This is a genomic window from Aquabacter albus (assembly GCF_040049275.1).
In the GTDB taxonomy this organism is placed as follows: Bacteria; Pseudomonadota; Alphaproteobacteria; order Rhizobiales; family Xanthobacteraceae; genus Aquabacter.
Genome location: NZ_JBDZDT010000003.1, coordinates 550831 through 566751 on the forward strand (window position 1 = coordinate 550831; position 15921 = coordinate 566751).

Consider the following 15921-nt stretch of genomic DNA (forward strand, 5'->3'; position numbering starts at 1 on the left):
ATCCTTCCGGTTTGATCGTGCCCCCCGGATGCGGTCGCCGCACCGGACCTCACGCGTTCTCAGCAATCAACGTGCCACAAAAATGCCGCGAAGCGAGGCGCGCCGCGTCACTCGGTTAAGAGGTAGCCGGTTCGGTCCGGCAACGGCACCGCGCCGGCCACCTTCGCTATGACCTTACCGGGCCAAGCATACGTCTGGCTGTGTCGGGCGAAGAGCAGGCCGTCGGTTGCGGCCGGCACCGGCACGCTGGCGCCGAGGGGATCGATGATCTCGGCGATGACGTCGCCGGCCTTCAGCCGGTCCCCCAGCCGGGCGCGGTAGCAGATGAGCCCTTCCGCAGGGGCGCGCACCTGCTGCATGGCATCCAGCGGCGTCGCCTCGCACAGGAGGCGCGGCAGGGCGCCGGGCGCGCCCCGCACCACGCCGCGGCGCTGAAGGAAGCGGTAGAGCGCCGCCGCATCGTCCCGCGCCAGCGCGTCGTCCACATCGTCATTGGAGCGAAGCTCGACGGTGGCGGAAAGACAGGCCGGCGGGATCGGATGATCGGAGAAACGCTTCGCCAGCGCCCACCACGGCCCGCCGCAGGCTTCATCGAAGGGATTGCCGCCGGAGATTTCCGCCAGGAGCACGGCGCGCGCATCAAGTTCGGCCGCGAGATCCGCCGCGCCGGGCCAGAGCGGCGTGCCGAGATAGAGGTGCAGCAGCGCCTCGTTGTCCGCGTGCAGGTCGAGCACCATGTCCGCGTCAAAGGCGAGGGACATGAGGGTGTGGCGCAGGATCGCGAGCTCCCCCATGGGGAGATCGCGGGCGAGGGCCGCGCCCATGGCGGCGCGGATGGCGGCGACATTGGCGAGCGGGTCCGGGCCCAGCGCGGCGCCGATGCCATCGCCGATCTCGGCGGCAAGGTCGGGATAGTCGCGGTTGAAATTGCTGCCGCTCGCATCCTCAAACCGGCCCTGGAGGAAGCCGTATCGATGCTGCGACAGGCCGATGGGATTGGCCTGGGGAACCAGCACCACCTCGCCGGTCACCTCGCCTTTTGCCGCCGCCTCTTCGAGCCGTGCGGCAAGGTGGCGCAGAACCAGCATGCCCGGAAATTCATCGGCATGGAGCCCGGCCTGGAGATAGGCCTTGGGCCGCGCGCCCGGTTCGCCGAACCGCAAAACCGTGATCGACCGGGTGTGCCCAGCCGCATCTGCGGGGCCGAGAGGGTGATGGGTCCGCGTGGAGGTGTTTGCCTCAAATTGCGCCATCTCGGTGCCCCTGCGCTATCCTGCGATGCAGCAGAAAAGAGCCGGCGCAAAATCTCGCGCGCATCCCGCCCCCGCTGGCAAGGCGCTTATATTGCTTGCTGCGCGCGATTGGGTCTAGGCTCCCCTTGGCTCGGGATTTTTCGGGGGGAAACGACCGCCCATCCATGCGGGCGCTTCTGGTAAAGCCATCGGGCTTCCCGGCTGGTGACACCGGATGCATGAAGCTGGAACGCGGCAGATTTTGCAGTGCAGCATGAACCTATGGCACTGCTGGGCGGCGTCCCTTTCCCCGCAAAAGCTCCAGGTCGAACAAAAACCTTCAAGATGCGGGGCCGTTATGGCCGGTCGCTCGGGGAAGACCAGATGGACATCGTCTCGACCGCTGCTTATGTCGGTCCGAACAGCTACGCCAAGGTTCCCCTCATCCGCCTGACCATCGACCTGCGGAACCGCGCCAGAAATTCTGTAGCCAGCTATGGAGAGGCCGTCGTTGAGACGTTGCTGAAGTATTTGCCGACCCTCGCCACCGACACGCGGCCGGACGGCTCCTCCTGGATCGAGTGGGCGCGGACCTCCAACGAATGCGGCCTCGGCGAGCTGATCGCCCATGTGGCCCTCAACCTCCAGCGTCTCGCCGGCGACCCCACGCCCGTGGCCGAAGCCATTCCCCTGCCGGGCACCGACGAGGTGGACGTCCTCTACGGCTACGAGTCCGACGAGATCGGCCTGGAGGCCGGGGACCTCGCCTGCGATATCATCATCGAGCTGATCGCGCCCCGCCGCGATGATGACGCGCCCTACGATATCGAAGACGAGCTGGACCGCTTCCTGAGCTTCGCCCAGAAGCGCTCCCTCGGCCCCTCGGCGCTGGCGCTGGTGAAGGCGGCGGAGGCCCGCGACATCCCCTGGGCGCGGCTCAACGACCAGAGTCTGATCCAGGTGGGCCAGGGCAAGTACCAGAAGCGCATCGAGGCAGCGCTGACCTCCATGACCTCCCACATCGCCGTGGAGATCGCCTCCGACAAGAGCGTGTGCAACAGGATCCTCGGCGATCTCGGTCTGCCCGTGCCGCAGCAGCGGCAGGTGTATGATGCGGACGAGGCCGTCTCCGCAGCCCGGCGCATCGGCTATCCCGTGGTGATCAAGCCGCTGGACGGCAATCACGGGCGGGGCGTGACCGTGAACATCATGTCCGACGAAGAGGCGGAGAAGGCCTATGCCATCGCCGAGGAGGAAGGCAGCGCGGTCATCGTCGAAAGCATGATCACCGGCGACGACCATCGCCTCCTCGTCATCAACGGCAAGCTGGAGGCCGCCGCCAAGCGCGTGCCCGGCCACGTGGTGGGCGATGGCGAACACACCATCGCCGAGCTGGTGGACATCGTGAACCTCGACCCGCGCCGCGGGGTGGGCCACGACAATGTCCTCACCCAGCTGGAGCTGGACGAGCAGGCCTTCCGGCTCCTGGCCGAGAAGAATTACACGGCGAAGGCCGTCCCGCCCGCCGGCGAGGTGGTCTATCTGCGCAAGACCGCCAACATCTCCACCGGCGGCACCGCCATCGACGTGACCGACATCATCCACCCCGACAACAAGCTCATGGCCGAGCGCGCCATCATGGCGGTGGGCCTCGATCTCGGCGCGGTGGATTTCCTCACCTCCGACATCACCCAATCCTATCGCGACACGGGTGGCGCCATCTGCGAGATCAATGCGGGCCCAGGCCTGCGCATGCATATCGCCCCCTCCGAGGGCAAGCCGCGCGACGTGGGCGGCAAGATCATGGACATGCTGTTCCCGCCGGGAACCCAGAGCCGCATCCCCGTCGCCGCGCTCACCGGCACCAACGGCAAGACCACCTGCTCGCGCATGCTCGCCCACATCCTGAAGATGGCGGGCCACGTGGTGGGCCAGACCTCCACGGACGCGGTCTATATCGACGGCAACGTGACGGTGAAGGGCGACATGACCGGTCCGGTCTCCGCCACCATGGTGCTGCGCGACCCCACCGTGGACATCGCGGTTCTGGAGACCGCGCGCGGCGGCATCGTGCGCTCCGGCCTCGGCTACATGTTCTGCGACGTGGGCGCGGTGCTGAACGTCACCTCCGACCATCTCGGCCTCGGTGGCGTGGACACCGTGGACGAGCTGGCGCGGGTGAAGCGCGTGGTGGTGGAGGTGGCCCGCGACACGGCGGTGCTCAATGCCGACAACGAGCACACGCTGAAGATGGCGTCTTATACGCCGGCAAAGAATATCTTCTACGTGACGCGCAACCCGCACCACGAGCTGGTGCGCGAGCATATCCGCCTGGGCAAGCACGCCATCGTGCTGGAAGAGGGGCTGAACGGCGACCAGATCGTCATCTACGACAACGGCACGCAGATCCCGCTGATCTGGACCCACCTCATCCCCGCCACCATCGAGGGCAAGGCGCTCCACAATGTGGAGAACGCCATGTTCGCGGCGGCCATGGCCTATGCGCTGGGCAAGACGCTCGACCAGATCCGCAACGGGCTGCGCACCTTCGACAACACCTTCTTCCAGTCCCCCGGGCGCATGAACGTGTTCGACGAGCACGGCTTCCGGGTGATCCTGGACTATGGCCACAACGAAGCCGCCGTGGGCGCCATGGTGGACCTCGTGGAGCGCCTGAAGCCGCGTGGCCGGAGGATCGTCTGCGTGACCTGCCCCGGTGACCGGCGCAACGAGGACGTCAGGGACATCGCGCAGAAAGTGGCGGGGAAGTTCGACACCTATATCTGCCACCGCGACAACAATCTGCGCGGGCGCGGCGCCACCGAGATCCCGGACCTGATGCGCGCGGCGCTCATGTCCTTCGGCGTGAGCGAGGAGCAGATCCGGATCATCCCCGAGGAGATGGACGCGGTGGACGCGGCCCTCGCCATGGCCCGCCACGACGACCTCGTCCTGATCTTCTGCGAGGCGATCACCGCCTGCTGGAAAAAGATCATCTATTTCAAGCCCGAGGGACAGGATGCGCAGAAGGTGAGCGCGGCGGCCCGGCCGCTCCAGATCGCTTTCGACGTGCCGGACGGCTTCAAGATCGTTACGGATGAGCGCGGCGTGCTGATCGCGCCGATCGAATAAGCAGGCGCTCCATGTCCCTCTACGACTGGCTCCCGCTCCGGCCGGGCGACGAGCCGATGCGGCGCCTCGCCGTGATCGGCGGTCGCCTGGAGGACGGGAACGCAGCCATCTTCGGCGAGATGCACCGCCTCGCGAAGGGCAAGATCCTCATCTTCCCCACCGCCTCCGGCGAGCCGGAAGAGGTGGGCGCCGAGACGGTGCAGGTGTTCCGCGCCTATGGCTTCGAGGCGGAGCTCTCGCCCGTCTTCGGCCCGAACGCGGCGGCGGCGGCTTGCGATCCCGCCAATGCCGCGCAGGTGGCGCGGCTGGGCAGCGTCTATTTCACCGGCGGGAACCAGACCACCATCGTCGAGGTGCTTTCGCCCGGCGGGATGGAGAGTCCCGTGCTCCAGGCCATCCGCGCGGCCAATACCGCCGACGGGCTGGTGGCCGGCTCCAGCGCCGGCGCCGCCATGATGTCGAAGGTGATGATCGTCGGCGGCACCTCGCTGGAAGCCATGGTCTATGGCGTCACCCAGGATCCCGAAAAGCCCGGCATGCTCCTGGGCGAGGGACTGGATTTCTTTCCCTTCGGCATCCTGGACCAGCACTTCATCAAGCGCGGCCGGCTTGGCCGGCTCATCGTCGCCATGGCCAGAAGCGGCGTGCAGCGGGGCTTCGGCATCGACGAGAACACGGCTCTTTTCGTGGACGGCCGGCGCGGGCGCGTCGTCGGCGAGTACGGCGCCTTCGTGCTGGACATGGCGGGCGCCCAGTTCGACGCGCGCGGCCGCACGTTCGAGGACGTCCGCTTCAGCTATCTCGATAACGGCGACGAGATCGACCTCTTGCGCATGAAGGTCACGCCCGGCCACGGCAAGCGCCGGGTGCGGGCCGCCGAGATCGCCTACCGCGCCCCCGCCCGCTCCCAGCGCAACGTGTTCGGCGCCTATACCCTCTATGACCTGCTGGGCCGGCTCGTGCTGGGCGATCCCGCCGCCTATGCGGTGGACCGGGCGAGCACGGTGGAGCCGAAGGCCTCCATGGCCGTGACGGTGGAACTGGAGCGGGTGCGCGGCCAGTCCCGCAGCCTCGTGTCGCTCACCGAGAACGGCTTCCGCATGACGGCCGTGAACTACCGCGCCACGGTGATGAGCGAGAAGCTGAGCGCGGCGCGCCTCGCCAACCGCGCCACCATGCTCCAGCGCGACTACGGCATGAAGCCCGGCACCGCCTCCCGGCTCCTGCTGCTCGGCTCCTCCCCGCTCCAGGGCGGCGGCGAGATGCTGGCGGAGATGCTGGCGCATTGCGAGGGGGATATCGGCATCATCGCCGCCGCATCCTCCGAGCCGCGCGAGACCGCCGCCGCCCATATCCAGGCGCTGCGCAAGCACGGGCGCACCGGCGTCGATCTCGGCATCACCATCGACAATGTGGAGCATTGCTCCAACGACAAGGCGCTGGTGGAGCGCATCGCCGGCATGAAGACCCTGTTCCTGCCCGGCGGGAACCAGGTGCGGCTCGTGGAAACCCTGCTCTATCGCGGCGAGGAGACGCCCATTCTGCTGGCCATCGCCCGTGCCCATGCCAAGGGCGCGACGCTCATCGGCGCCTCGGGGTCCGCCTCGGCGCTGTCGCGCTTCATGATCGCGGGAGGCTCCTCGCACGACGCCTTCCGCTTCGGCGTCTCCACCGATGCGGGACAGCACGGGCTGGTGCTCCAGGAGGGCATCGGCTTCTTCGGCGGCGGCATCGTGGACCAGAACCTGTTCTCCTCCCGCCGCCTCGGCCGGCTCATCGTCGCCTGCGCCGAAGAAGGCGTGCGCTACGGCTTCGGCATCTGCGAGGAGAGCATGATGAACGTGCGCGGCGACGGCACGCTCATCGACGTCTTCGGCCGCTACGGCGTGGTGCTGGTGGAGCTGGACCCGCACCATCTCGTGCTCCAGAGCGACAGCTTCGTGGCGCGCGGGGTGAAGCTCACCTTCGCCCGCGCGGGCGACCGGATCGACGTCGCCGCCGGCGCGGTCATCCGCAACACGCCCGCCGAGCAGGCGACCGCCACGCTGGTGCGCCTGGTGGACGAGCTTGTCCGGGAATGCGGCGCCCGGCCCCTCGGCAGCACATTGTCCGAGAGCCAGCGCAAGAGAGCCATCGTCATGGGTATCACCGCCATGGGTGAGGGCACGGTGAGCCTGGACATCGAGAGCCCCCGGGACGACCGGACTTAGGTTTCAGCCGTCATGGCCGGGCTTGACCCGGCCATCCACGTGGCTCCGCTAGGCACGGTCTAACGGAGGGACGTGGATCCCAGGGTCAAGCCCGGGGATGACGGTGGTTTAGGTGGCGAACAATCCACTGCTCTCCCGGATCGCCAAAACTCGCCAAAATCCCTCCGGCGCTAACGTCACCTTTACCGCTGCACCTCAAAACTGCCTCCCGTGTAAGCGTTGCGTACGGGTTGCGTCTCATGAATGTGCTGCGTAAAGGGGCGCCCCTGCGGGCGCCCCGCCTTTCCGGCAGCGACGCCGGCCGCGAAGCCCTCGGCTTGGACCGGATCCATATGGGGGACTGCATCGCGGAAATGAACGCGCTCCCGCCGTCCAGCGTGGACATCGTCTTCGCTGACCCGCCCTACAACCTCCAGCTCCAGGGCGAGCTGAAGCGCCCCGACGAAAGCCGCGTGGACGCGGTGGACGATGACTGGGACCAGTTCGAAAGCTTTGCCGCCTATGATGCCTTCACCCGCGAATGGCTCGCCGCGGTGAAGCGGGTGATGAAGCCGAGCGCCACGCTGTGGGTGATCGGCTCCTACCACAACATCTTCCGCGTCGGCGCCGCCATGCAGGATCTGGGCTTCTGGATCCTCAACGACGTGATCTGGCGCAAGGCGAACCCCATGCCCAACTTCCGGGGCCGGCGCTTCACCAATGCGCACGAGACCCTGATCTGGGCCGCCCGCGAGCCCAATGCGAAGGGCTATGTCTTCAATTACGAGATGCTGAAGGGCGGCAACGAGGACGTGCAGGTGCGCTCCGACTGGCTGATCCCGCTGTGCACCGGCGCCGAGCGGCTGAAGGACGGGGACGGACGCAAGATCCACCCCACTCAGAAACCCGAGGCGCTGCTCGCCCGCGTGCTGCTCTCCGCCTCCAAGCCCGGCGACGTGGTGCTTGACCCCTTCCTTGGCTCCGGCACCTCGGCGGCTGTGGCGAAGCGCCTGCGCCGCCACTTCATCGGCATCGAGCGCGATCCCGGCTATGCCGCCGCCGCCACCCGCCGCATCGCCGCGGTGGAGCCTCTGCCCGAGGCGGCGCTGGCCGCCCCGCCCAGCGCCCGCGAGGCGACGCGCGTCGCCTTCTCGGCCCTGGTGGAGCGCGGGCTGGTGACGCCCGGCGCCGAGCTCACCGATGCCAAGGGCCGGGTGCGCGCCGTGGTGCGCGCGGACGGCACCATCGCCATCGTCGCCAACAATGCGCCGGCGGTCGGCTCCATCCACCGCATGGGCGCGCTGGCGCAAGGGGCCGAAGCCTGCAATGGCTGGACCTTCTGGCACGTGGAGCAGGAAGGCCGCCTCCACCCCATCGACATGCTCCGCGCCCGGCTGCGGGCGGAGCTGGGGGTGGGGTCGGAGTAAGCCCCACCGTCAGATCACCCGCCCGTGCGCCAGCACCTTGCGCATAACGCTGGGCAAAGCCTCCCGCTCGAAGTCGCGGGGCAGCACCCAGCGGTGGCCCGCGGGGGCTGGCGCGGAGGGTGGGAGATCGGCGCGCCACACCGCCAGTTCCAGCGCGAAATGGGTGAAGACGTGGACGACGCTGCCCGGCAAGGCGCGCCATGTGGCCTTCAGCGGCTCATGCCCACCGGATGAGACCGCGCCCGTAGCCCAGGGCGTGGAGGGCACTTCGGTCATGCCGCCCAGCAGGCCCTTTTCCGGCCGGGTACGCAGCAACACTGCGCCGTCAGTCCGCACTGCAAGAAACGCAATGCCCGCCCGGGACGGCTTCTCCCCCTTCGGCGCCTTTACGGGATAGCGCGCGGGATCGCCCTCGGCGCGGGCGATGCACGGGTCCATCCACGGACAAAGCGAACAGGCCGGGGAGCGCGGTGTGCAGATGGTGGCGCCGAGATCCATCATAGCCTGCGCAAAATCGCCCGGGCGCTTCACCGGCGTCAGCGCGGCGGCGCGGGCCTTGATTTCCACCTTGCCCTTAGGCAAGGGCGTGCCGATGGCGTAGAGCCGGCTGACGACCCGCTCGATATTGCCGTCCACCGGGCTCGCATGCAGGTCGAAGGCGATAGCGGCGATGGCGGCGGCGGTGTAGGGGCCGATGCCCGGCAAATCGAGCAGCGCCGCCTCATCCGCCGGGAAGCGCCCGCCATGGCGGGCCACCACCGCCTTCGCGCAGGCATGCAGGTTCCGGGCGCGGGCGTAATAACCGAGCCCCGCCCAGGCGGAGAGCACCTCTTCCAAGGGCGCCGCCGCGAGCGCGGCGATTGTCGGCCAGCGGGCGAGGAAGGCTGAGAAATATGGCCCCACGGCCTTCACTGTGGTCTGCTGGAGCATGATCTCGGAGAGGAAGACGTGATAGGGGTCCGCCCGCCGGCCCGGTTCGGCGCGCCAGGGCAGGCGGCGGCGGTGGCGGTCATACCAGGCGAGGAGAGCGGAAGGGGCCGGGGCGCCGGCCTTGCCCCGCGCGGCGCCGGAGAGGATCATCTGGTCCATGGACGCAACCTGCAATTCCCGTTCGGCCCGGGCAAGGGGGACCTCGTGAAGAAGCCCTTCGGCCCCCAGCCGCTTGCCGACATCGTCGGCCCGTCCATCGCCGCCTTGTGTGGCAAAGCGGGATTCTCCGTGGTGGAGGTGGTCACCCATTGGGACGAGATCGTCGGCCCGGACCTCGCGCCGCGCTCCATGCCCATGAAGCTGCAATGGCCCCGCGGCACCGAGGCGGAGCCGGCGACGCTGACGGTGCGCGTGGAAGGGCCCTATGCCATCGAGTTCCAATATGCCGCGCCGGTGGTGATCGAGCGCATCAATGCCTATTTCGGCTGGCGCTGCGTCGGCCGCATCGCGCTGAGGCAGGGGCCGGTGCCGACCCGCGCGGTGCCAGTCATGCCACCGCCCCCCGAACAGAAGGCGGTGGATGCGGTGCGCCGGGAGATCGGCGCGTTCGAGGACGAGGCGCTCGCCGCCTCCCTCGCCCGGCTCGGCGCCCTCGTGCGGCGGGAGCGCCGCGAATCTTGATCACGGGCGGGCTTCTCGCCACACCCTTGCCGTGTTAGCCCGCTCCTGTCCGCGCCGAATTTATCTTCCGGAGACCGTCATGCTGTTTTCCCGCCGCCGCTTCCTCGAAGGCGCAGGCCAGCTCGCTTTGTTCGTGGCCGTGGCGGGGCCGCTCTCGCGGCTCGCAGGGCTCGACGGCTTCATCGCCCCGGCCGCGGCGCAGACCACAGACGAAGCGAAGCTGATGGCCGCGGCCGCGAGCCCGCTGCCGGAGCAGTCCATGGGCGCTGCCAACGCGCCGGTCACCATCGTAGAATACGCCTCGCTCACCTGCTCCCATTGCGCGGCCTTCCACGCCAAGACCTTCCCGGTGCTGAAGTCGAAATATATCGACACCGGCAAGGTGCGCTTCATCCTGCGCGAATTCCCGTTCGACCCGGTGGCCACCGCCGCCTTCATGCTGGCGCGCTGCATGCCGGCCGACAAATATTTCCCCATGGTTTCCAGCCTGTTCGACACCCAGCGTGCCTGGGCGTTCGGCTCGAACCCGGCGCAGGGGCTGCTCACGGTCGCCAAGCAGGCCGGCATGAGCGAGGCGGACTTCGAGAAGTGCCTTTCCGACAAGGAACTGGCGGAGAAGGTCCAGGCCAGCGCCCAGTACGGCAACAAGGAGCTGGGCGTGGATTCCACCCCCACCTTCTTCATCAATGGCAAGAAGGTCTCCGGCGCCCTCACGCCCGAAGACCTGGACAAGGAACTGGCGCCCCTGCTCCAAGGGAAGTGAGCCGCCAATTAAGGCAGCGCGGCGTTGACAACGGCGCCGCCGCCTCATATCAAGCCGCCTCGATCCAACAACATGGTGTCGACGAGCCGCGCGGTCCGCGCGCCGCGGTCGGCCGAAGGCTAGTGTGTCATGAAGATCCGTAACTCTCTCAAGTCCCTGCTCGGACGCCACCGGGACAACCGTCTGGTTCGCCGCAAGGGCCGCGTCTACATCATCAACAAGACCCAGAAGCGCTACAAGGCGCGCCAGGGCTGACATCCTCTCGACCGGTCCCGCCGGTCGAGACCTCGTGATCCGCGCGGCTGCTTGATGCGGCGCGGCACGGTTGACGGGCCGCATGGGTGAGCCGAAACTGGCCCCATGTGGTTGACGTCCTCAACTTTCCGCATCCTGAGCCTGCCCGTGGCCGCCTTGGCTACCGGCTTGCTGTGCCTTGCGCCGGCATGGGCCCAGACCGCGCCTGCCCCTTCAACGCCCCAGGCCAAGGGCGAGCCCTCCGCCCGCCCCAAGCTGCCGCGCGACCGGCGCACGCAGCTCGACGCGCTGTTCGAGGCATTGCGGCTCGCGCCCGATGAGAGCAGCGCCAAGGCGCTCGGCACGCGGCTCGATGCCTTCCTCGCCCAGACCGGCAGCCCCAGTGCCGACCTTCTGATGGCGCGCGCAGAGTTGGCCGCGCAGGCGAAGGAATATGATCTCGCGCTGGAGCTTCTGGACGCGGCGATCGCCATCGTCCCGGACAATCTTGCCCTGCTGAGCCGCCGGGCCTCCATCAAATATGCCCAGGATGATTATTCCGGCGCGCTCGCCGATCTCGGCGAGGTGCTGACCCGCGAGCCGCGCAATTATACCGCGCTGCTCGGCCTCGCTTTGATCATGCGCGAGGTGGGCGACGACAAGAGGGCGCTGGAGGCCGCGCGCAAGGCGCTGGCCATCAATCCCCATCTCGACGCCGCCAAGGAGATCGTCGACGACCTGAAGGTCGACGTGGAAGGTCGCGAAATCTGATCGCGCCTCACGGGCAGGCCGGGTTGGACCCGGCCCTGCCCGCACCGCTCACCGCACGGTGTTGATGGTGACGCCTTCGTAATAGCGGATCTGGCAGAGGTCGCCGAGCTGCACCTGCTGGAGGTCGGCCAACACCTTGGCGTCCACCGCCTTGACGGTGCGGACGATGCCGTCGATGCCCTCGAAGCTGATGGTGCCGGCGGCCTTGTTAATGTCCACCAGGATGCTGGTGATGGTGATTTCCCGGAAGCCGAAATCCTGCGGCCAGCCGGGAAGGCCGGCATCCAGCGCCACTTCCGCCGAAACCTCGCCGGGCGTGCCCTGGTGCGCCTTGCCGAGATAAGTGACCACAGCCGGCAGAACCCGGATCACCAGGCTCTGGCTGTTGGCGAGGCTCATGACGTCGCCCATCATGGGTGGCACGAGCACCGACCAGCGCTTGCCCCAGCTGCCTTCCAGCACCACGCGCCGCGTCGCCGGGTCGGCCGAGACGAACTTGGCATTGTAGGTCAGCACGTTCATGGGCCCGACGCCGGGCACCTCGATGGTCGTCACCGCATTGGGCACCGGCCGCGGCTGGGCCATGGCCGAATCGGAGCCGGCAAATAAAGCCCCAGCGCCAAGCAGCGCGAGCGCGGCGCCGGCGCCGACGGTGCGGTTACGGAAGATGCGCATTCCTACCCCCTGTTTCCCGTGCCGCCCATGGACGGAATGCGGCGCGGCATGAGCCAACCAAAAGTCAACTAAATAACTCACGGCCTGCTGCGAAGTCCTTGATAAGGCTGACTTCGTAAACAGTCCGTCGATGATCCGCCCGCGCTGGCCGGTCGGACGGCCTTGCGGGCAGAGCTACCATCCACAGGTCCGGTTACAGTATTCTTTCATTGTCACATGACCGTATGAAACATATGTTGAGTGTGGTTTTCACGCGGGAAGGCGGCGCACTTTGGCGCTCCGGGCGCGGTAGAACTCGTGTTGACGGAAAGCGGCCGGTCACCGATGCGCCGCCCGTCAGCGACGGCCCAAGGAGGGGGTCGTTGCTATGAAACGCCACACGTCTCCTGATCCCGGTCATGGCCCGGCGGGCTTCAATTTCCCCGCTCTGGTGGGGCGTGGCATCGACGTTGCCAAGGAAAGCTTCGCCAAATTCCCCGGCGCCAAATTCTCCAGCGGCAAGCTTCCTGGCCCATTTGCCTGGGGCCAGCAGGCTTTCTCCGAGGGCGGCACTCCGGCCCTCAACGGGCCGCAGAAGCTGGTCTCCGATCTGCGCGCCTATTCCGGCATCCGCCACCGCGAGGCCGTGCCGTTCGGCGAGCCGGTGGTGCTCGGCCGGCTCGGCCCCATGGAGGTGCGCCTCGCCCGCACGGCGAGCGACGTGCGCAAGGCGCAGCGCCTGCGCTACAAGGTCTTCTACGAAGAGAAGTCGGCCATTCCCGACGCGGCGGCGCGCCTTGCGCGGCGGGACGTGGACGCCTTCGACACCATTTGCGACCATATCCTGGTTCTGGACTATGAAGCCGGCGAGATGGTGCTGGGCCGCCGCAAGCCCAAGGTGGTCGGCACCTATCGCCTCCTGAAGCAGGACGTGGCCCGGCGCCACGGCGGCTTCTACACCCAGGGCGAATTCGATGTGAACCGCATCATCGACGCCCATCCGGACCTGCGCTTCCTGGAGCTGGGCCGCTCGTGCGTGCTCAAGCCCTACCGCAACAAGCGCACCGTCGAATTGCTGTGGCACGGGGTGTGGACCTATGTGCTACGCAACAATATCGACGTGATGTTTGGCTGCGCGAGTCTCGACGGCACCGACCCTTCCGCGCTGGCCCTGCCCCTCTCCTTCCTGCACCACCATGCGCAGGCTCCTGAGGAGTGGCGCGCCCGCGCGCTGCCGGCGCGCTATACGCCCATGGACATCCTGCCCAAGGACAAGGTGGACCTGAAGGCGGCCATGCACGCGCTTCCGCCTCTCGTGAAGGGCTACCTGCGCATCGGCGGCTATATCGGCGACGGCGCGGTGGTGGACCGCCAGTTCGGCACCACGGATGTCATGGTCATCCTGCCGCGCGCCGACATCTCGCCCCGCTATGTGGAGCATTTCGGCCCGAGCGCGAATCGCCACGCCATCTGAGGCGCGAGGAATCCCGCACGCCATTGCAACGCTTTCCCGCCTGCGTCATTGAAGAGGGCATGTCTCTTCCGGCGCACGGGCGGCATTGCCCATGATCGAGATCACCTCCCGCCTCGCCATCTCCGAGGACGAGATCGAGCTTTCGTTCGTGCGCGCCTCCGGTCCCGGCGGGCAGAACGTGAACAAGGTGTCGAGCGCGGTGCAGCTGCGCTTCGACGCGCGGAATTCGCCCAATCTGCCGGACGGGGTGAAATCGCGGCTGGTGCGCATCGCCGGCAGCCGCATGACGCAGGACGGCGTCATCGTCATCCACGCCCAGCGCTTCCGCAGCCAGGACCGCAACCGCGAGGATGCCATCGAGCGGCTGGTGGAGCTGATCCGCGAAGCGACCTATGTCGCGCCGCCGCGCCGCAAGACCCGGCCGACGCTGGCCTCGAAGGAGCGCCGGCTGGCTTCAAAGGAGAAGCGGGGGGATGTGAAGCGTCTGCGCCAGGGGAAGCCGACGGCGGAGTGAGGGTGGCCGTCCGCCCGCCGCACCATCTTGTCCTGGACAAGTGAGCGCATCGCGCGAACGCAGATCCGGGACCCAGCGCAAAGGACCGCCGAAGGCGCTTCACGCCGCCAGTGCCGCCGCGCGACGATGGCGCTTTTACGCTGGCCGCTTATTGCCGGCTTCGCCGGATTCCTGCGCTGGATCCCGGATCTGCGCTCCGCTTACAGCTTCGCTTGTCCAGGACAAAGCCTCTCCCTCAGCCCGCCCCCTGCAGCAGCTTGTCCGCCGCCGCCCGCGCCTCGGCGGTGATGCTGGCGCCCGCCAGCATGCGGGCAATCTCCTCGCGGCGCTCGGCCTCGGCCAGGATGGAGACCTTGGTGGCCACGGGAGCATCCTTCTTTGCCCCAGCGGCACTCGTTTTGGCGATGAGGAAATGGTTGCCGGCCCGCGCCGCCACCTGGGGAGCGTGGGTCACCGCCAGCACCTGCACCCGTCCCGCAAGCCGGGCGAGGCGCTGGCCGATGGCGTCCGCCACCGCGCCGCCGACACCGGTGTCGATCTCGTCGAAGATGAGGGTGGGCGCCGAACCCCGGTCCGCGAGGACCACCTTCAGCGCCAGGAGGAAACGCGCCAGCTCGCCGCCGGAGGCCACCTTCATCATGGGGCCGGGGCGCGTGCCGGGATTGGTGCGCACCCAGAACTCCACCCGGTCTTGCCCCTCCGGGCCCGCTGCCGCAGGGTCGCTCTCCAGCGCCACCGAGAACAGCGCCCGCTCCAGCTTCAGGGGCGGCAATTCGGCATTGACCGCCTTTTCCAGGTTGCCGGCGGCCTTCTTCCGCTCGGCCGAAAGCGTCGCGGCCGCCTTTCCATAAGCGGCCTCCGCCTCGCCCGCCGCGCGGTCCAGCGCGGCGAGGCGCGTGGCGCCCCGGTCCAGCGCCGCAAGGTTCGCGGCGAAGCGGGCGGCGAGCGCCGGCAGGTCCTCGATGGCGCCGCCATATTTGCGGGCGGCAGCGCGCAGCGCGAACAGGCGCTCCTCGATGCGCTCCAGTTCGCGCGGATCGAAATCCGCGTCCCTCACTGCCGCTTCCAGATGCGAGCGGGCGCTCTCCAGGGCATCGAGCGCCTGACCGAGCGCGTCCACGGCGGGGCGCACCATGTCCTGCGCCTCGCCGGCGCGGCGCTCCAGCCGGCGCATGGCGGCGGCCAGAGAGGGAACGGGCGAGCCGCCCCCGCCCACCGCGTCCAGAGCCTCCGCAAGGTCGCCGGCGATCTTTTCTGAACGCATCATGGCGGTGCGGCGCTCGGCGAGCACGGCTTCCTCGCCGACCTCGGGCGCCAGCGCCTCCAGTTCCGCCACCGCGTGGCGGATATAGTCGGCATCCTTCGCCGCCGCCTCCAGCCGCGCCCGCTCCTCGGCGGCCGCCGTTGTGGCGGTGCGCCAGGCGCGCCAGAGGCCGCTCACGGCCTCGGCGCGCGGCCCGAGCCCGCCGAAGGCGTCGAGGAGGGTGCGATGGGTCGCGGGGTTCACCAGAGCGCGGTCGTCGTGCTGGCCGTGCAGTTCCACGAGGCGGGTGGACAGCGCGCGCAGGGTCTGAACGCTCACCGGCTGCTCATTGATGGTGGCGCGGGTGCGCCCGTCCGCCATCTGCACGCGGCGGACGATGAGGTCGCCCTCGTCCGCAATGTCCGCTTCCGTCAGCAGCGCGCGGGCGGGATGGTCGGGGGCGAGGTCGAACACCGCCGTCACCTGCCCCTTGGCCTCGCCGTGACGCACCAGCGCGCCGTCGCCGCGGCCGCCGAGCGCGAGGGAGAGGGCATCGAGCAGGATCGACTTTCCCGCGCCCGTCTCGCCGGTGAGGACGGTGAGGCCCTCATTCAGGACGAGATCGAGCTTCTCGATCAGAACGATGTCCCGGATCGAGAGGGAGGAGAGCATGGAGG

13 protein-coding genes are annotated in these 15921 nt (G+C 68.4%); 9 read left to right on the forward strand and 4 right to left on the reverse strand.

The window, feature by feature from the left end; translation table 11 throughout:
• Window positions 1–107 precede the first annotated feature (107 nt).
• On the reverse strand, window positions 108–1253 hold the full coding sequence (locus ABLE91_RS08985; protein WP_348930458.1) for a succinylglutamate desuccinylase/aspartoacylase family protein: 1146 nt from the start codon (window positions 1251–1253) through the stop codon (window positions 108–110).
• 363 nt (window positions 1254–1616) lie between these two features.
• Between ABLE91_RS08985 and cphA the strand changes: the two genes are divergently transcribed.
• The 3 genes from cphA to ABLE91_RS09000 all read left to right on the forward strand — a co-directional run bounded on the left by cphA (window position 1617) and on the right by ABLE91_RS09000 (window position 7980).
• Window positions 1617–4364, forward strand: coding sequence for a cyanophycin synthetase (gene cphA, locus ABLE91_RS08990; protein WP_348930459.1), 2748 nt, complete (start codon window positions 1617–1619; stop codon window positions 4362–4364).
• Window positions 4365–4375: 11 nt separating this feature from the next.
• Window positions 4376–6574: a cyanophycinase gene (locus ABLE91_RS08995; protein WP_348930460.1), complete on the forward strand. Its 2199-nt coding sequence runs from the start codon at window positions 4376–4378 to the stop codon at window positions 6572–6574.
• Between the two features lie 239 nt (window positions 6575–6813).
• On the forward strand, window positions 6814–7980 hold the full coding sequence (locus ABLE91_RS09000; protein WP_348930461.1) for a site-specific DNA-methyltransferase: 1167 nt from the start codon (window positions 6814–6816) through the stop codon (window positions 7978–7980).
• Between the two features lie 9 nt (window positions 7981–7989).
• Here the strand turns inward: ABLE91_RS09000 and mutY are convergent, their stop codons facing one another.
• Window positions 7990–9060 (reverse strand): A/G-specific adenine glycosylase, encoded by a 1071-nt coding sequence (gene mutY, locus ABLE91_RS09005; RefSeq protein ID WP_348930605.1) that lies wholly within the window; start codon window positions 9058–9060, stop codon window positions 7990–7992.
• Window positions 9061–9114: 54 nt separating this feature from the next.
• Between mutY and ABLE91_RS09010 the strand changes: the two genes are divergently transcribed.
• The 4 genes from ABLE91_RS09010 (at window position 9115) to ABLE91_RS09025 (ending at window position 11359) form a co-directional block, all read left to right on the forward strand.
• Window positions 9115–9591: a DUF721 domain-containing protein gene (locus ABLE91_RS09010; RefSeq protein WP_348930462.1), complete on the forward strand. Its 477-nt coding sequence runs from the start codon at window positions 9115–9117 to the stop codon at window positions 9589–9591.
• Window positions 9592–9670: 79 nt separating this feature from the next.
• The gene (locus tag ABLE91_RS09015) at window positions 9671–10354 is read left to right on the forward strand and encodes a DsbA family protein (RefSeq protein WP_348930463.1); all 684 of its coding nucleotides are present in this window, start codon (window positions 9671–9673) and stop codon (window positions 10352–10354) included.
• A gap of 129 nt (window positions 10355–10483) precedes the next feature.
• Entirely contained in the window at window positions 10484–10609 is a 126-nt protein-coding gene (gene ykgO / locus ABLE91_RS09020) for a type B 50S ribosomal protein L36 (RefSeq protein ID WP_012114086.1), read from the forward strand.
• Window positions 10610–10714: 105 nt separating this feature from the next.
• Window positions 10715–11359, forward strand: coding sequence for a tetratricopeptide repeat protein (locus tag ABLE91_RS09025; protein WP_348930464.1), 645 nt, complete (start codon window positions 10715–10717; stop codon window positions 11357–11359).
• 48 nt (window positions 11360–11407) lie between these two features.
• On the opposite strand, the gene ABLE91_RS09030 is transcribed toward ABLE91_RS09025, so the two are convergent.
• Window positions 11408–12034 (reverse strand): hypothetical protein, encoded by a 627-nt coding sequence (locus ABLE91_RS09030; protein WP_348930465.1) that lies wholly within the window; start codon window positions 12032–12034, stop codon window positions 11408–11410.
• A 367-nt stretch (window positions 12035–12401) separates the two neighbouring features.
• Here ABLE91_RS09030 and olsB point away from each other — a divergent pair, with 367 nt between their 5' ends.
• On the forward strand, window positions 12402–13487 hold the full coding sequence (gene olsB / locus ABLE91_RS09035) for a l-ornithine N(alpha)-acyltransferase (protein ID WP_348930466.1): 1086 nt from the start codon (window positions 12402–12404) through the stop codon (window positions 13485–13487).
• Window positions 13488–13578: 91 nt separating this feature from the next.
• Entirely contained in the window at window positions 13579–14001 is a 423-nt protein-coding gene (gene arfB / locus ABLE91_RS09040) for an alternative ribosome rescue aminoacyl-tRNA hydrolase ArfB (protein WP_348930467.1), read from the forward strand.
• A gap of 235 nt (window positions 14002–14236) precedes the next feature.
• On the opposite strand, the gene recN is transcribed toward arfB, so the two are convergent.
• Window positions 14237–15916 (reverse strand): DNA repair protein RecN, encoded by a 1680-nt coding sequence (gene recN, locus ABLE91_RS09045; protein WP_348930468.1) that lies wholly within the window; start codon window positions 15914–15916, stop codon window positions 14237–14239.
• Window positions 15917–15921 lie beyond the last annotated feature (5 nt).

Coding starts and splice junctions, on each gene's coding strand:
- ABLE91_RS08985 (WP_348930458.1), bottom strand. CDS start 1,253: ATGGCGCAATTTGAGGCAAACACCTCCACGCGGACCCATCACCCTCTC.
- ABLE91_RS09000 (WP_348930461.1), top strand. CDS start 6,814: ATGAATGTGCTGCGTAAAGGGGCGCCCCTGCGGGCGCCCCGCCTTTCC.
- cphA (WP_348930459.1), top strand. CDS start 1,617: ATGGACATCGTCTCGACCGCTGCTTATGTCGGTCCGAACAGCTACGCC.
- ABLE91_RS09030 (WP_348930465.1), bottom strand. CDS start 12,034: ATGCGCATCTTCCGTAACCGCACCGTCGGCGCCGGCGCCGCGCTCGCG.
- recN (WP_348930468.1), bottom strand. CDS start 15,916: ATGCTCTCCTCCCTCTCGATCCGGGACATCGTTCTGATCGAGAAGCTC.
- olsB (WP_348930466.1), top strand. CDS start 12,402: ATGAAACGCCACACGTCTCCTGATCCCGGTCATGGCCCGGCGGGCTTC.
- ykgO (WP_012114086.1), top strand. CDS start 10,484: ATGAAGATCCGTAACTCTCTCAAGTCCCTGCTCGGACGCCACCGGGAC.
- ABLE91_RS08995 (WP_348930460.1), top strand. CDS start 4,376: ATGTCCCTCTACGACTGGCTCCCGCTCCGGCCGGGCGACGAGCCGATG.
- ABLE91_RS09025 (WP_348930464.1), top strand. CDS start 10,715: ATGTGGTTGACGTCCTCAACTTTCCGCATCCTGAGCCTGCCCGTGGCC.
- mutY (WP_348930605.1), bottom strand. CDS start 9,060: ATGATCCTCTCCGGCGCCGCGCGGGGCAAGGCCGGCGCCCCGGCCCCT.
- ABLE91_RS09015 (WP_348930463.1), top strand. CDS start 9,671: ATGCTGTTTTCCCGCCGCCGCTTCCTCGAAGGCGCAGGCCAGCTCGCT.
- arfB (WP_348930467.1), top strand. CDS start 13,579: ATGATCGAGATCACCTCCCGCCTCGCCATCTCCGAGGACGAGATCGAG.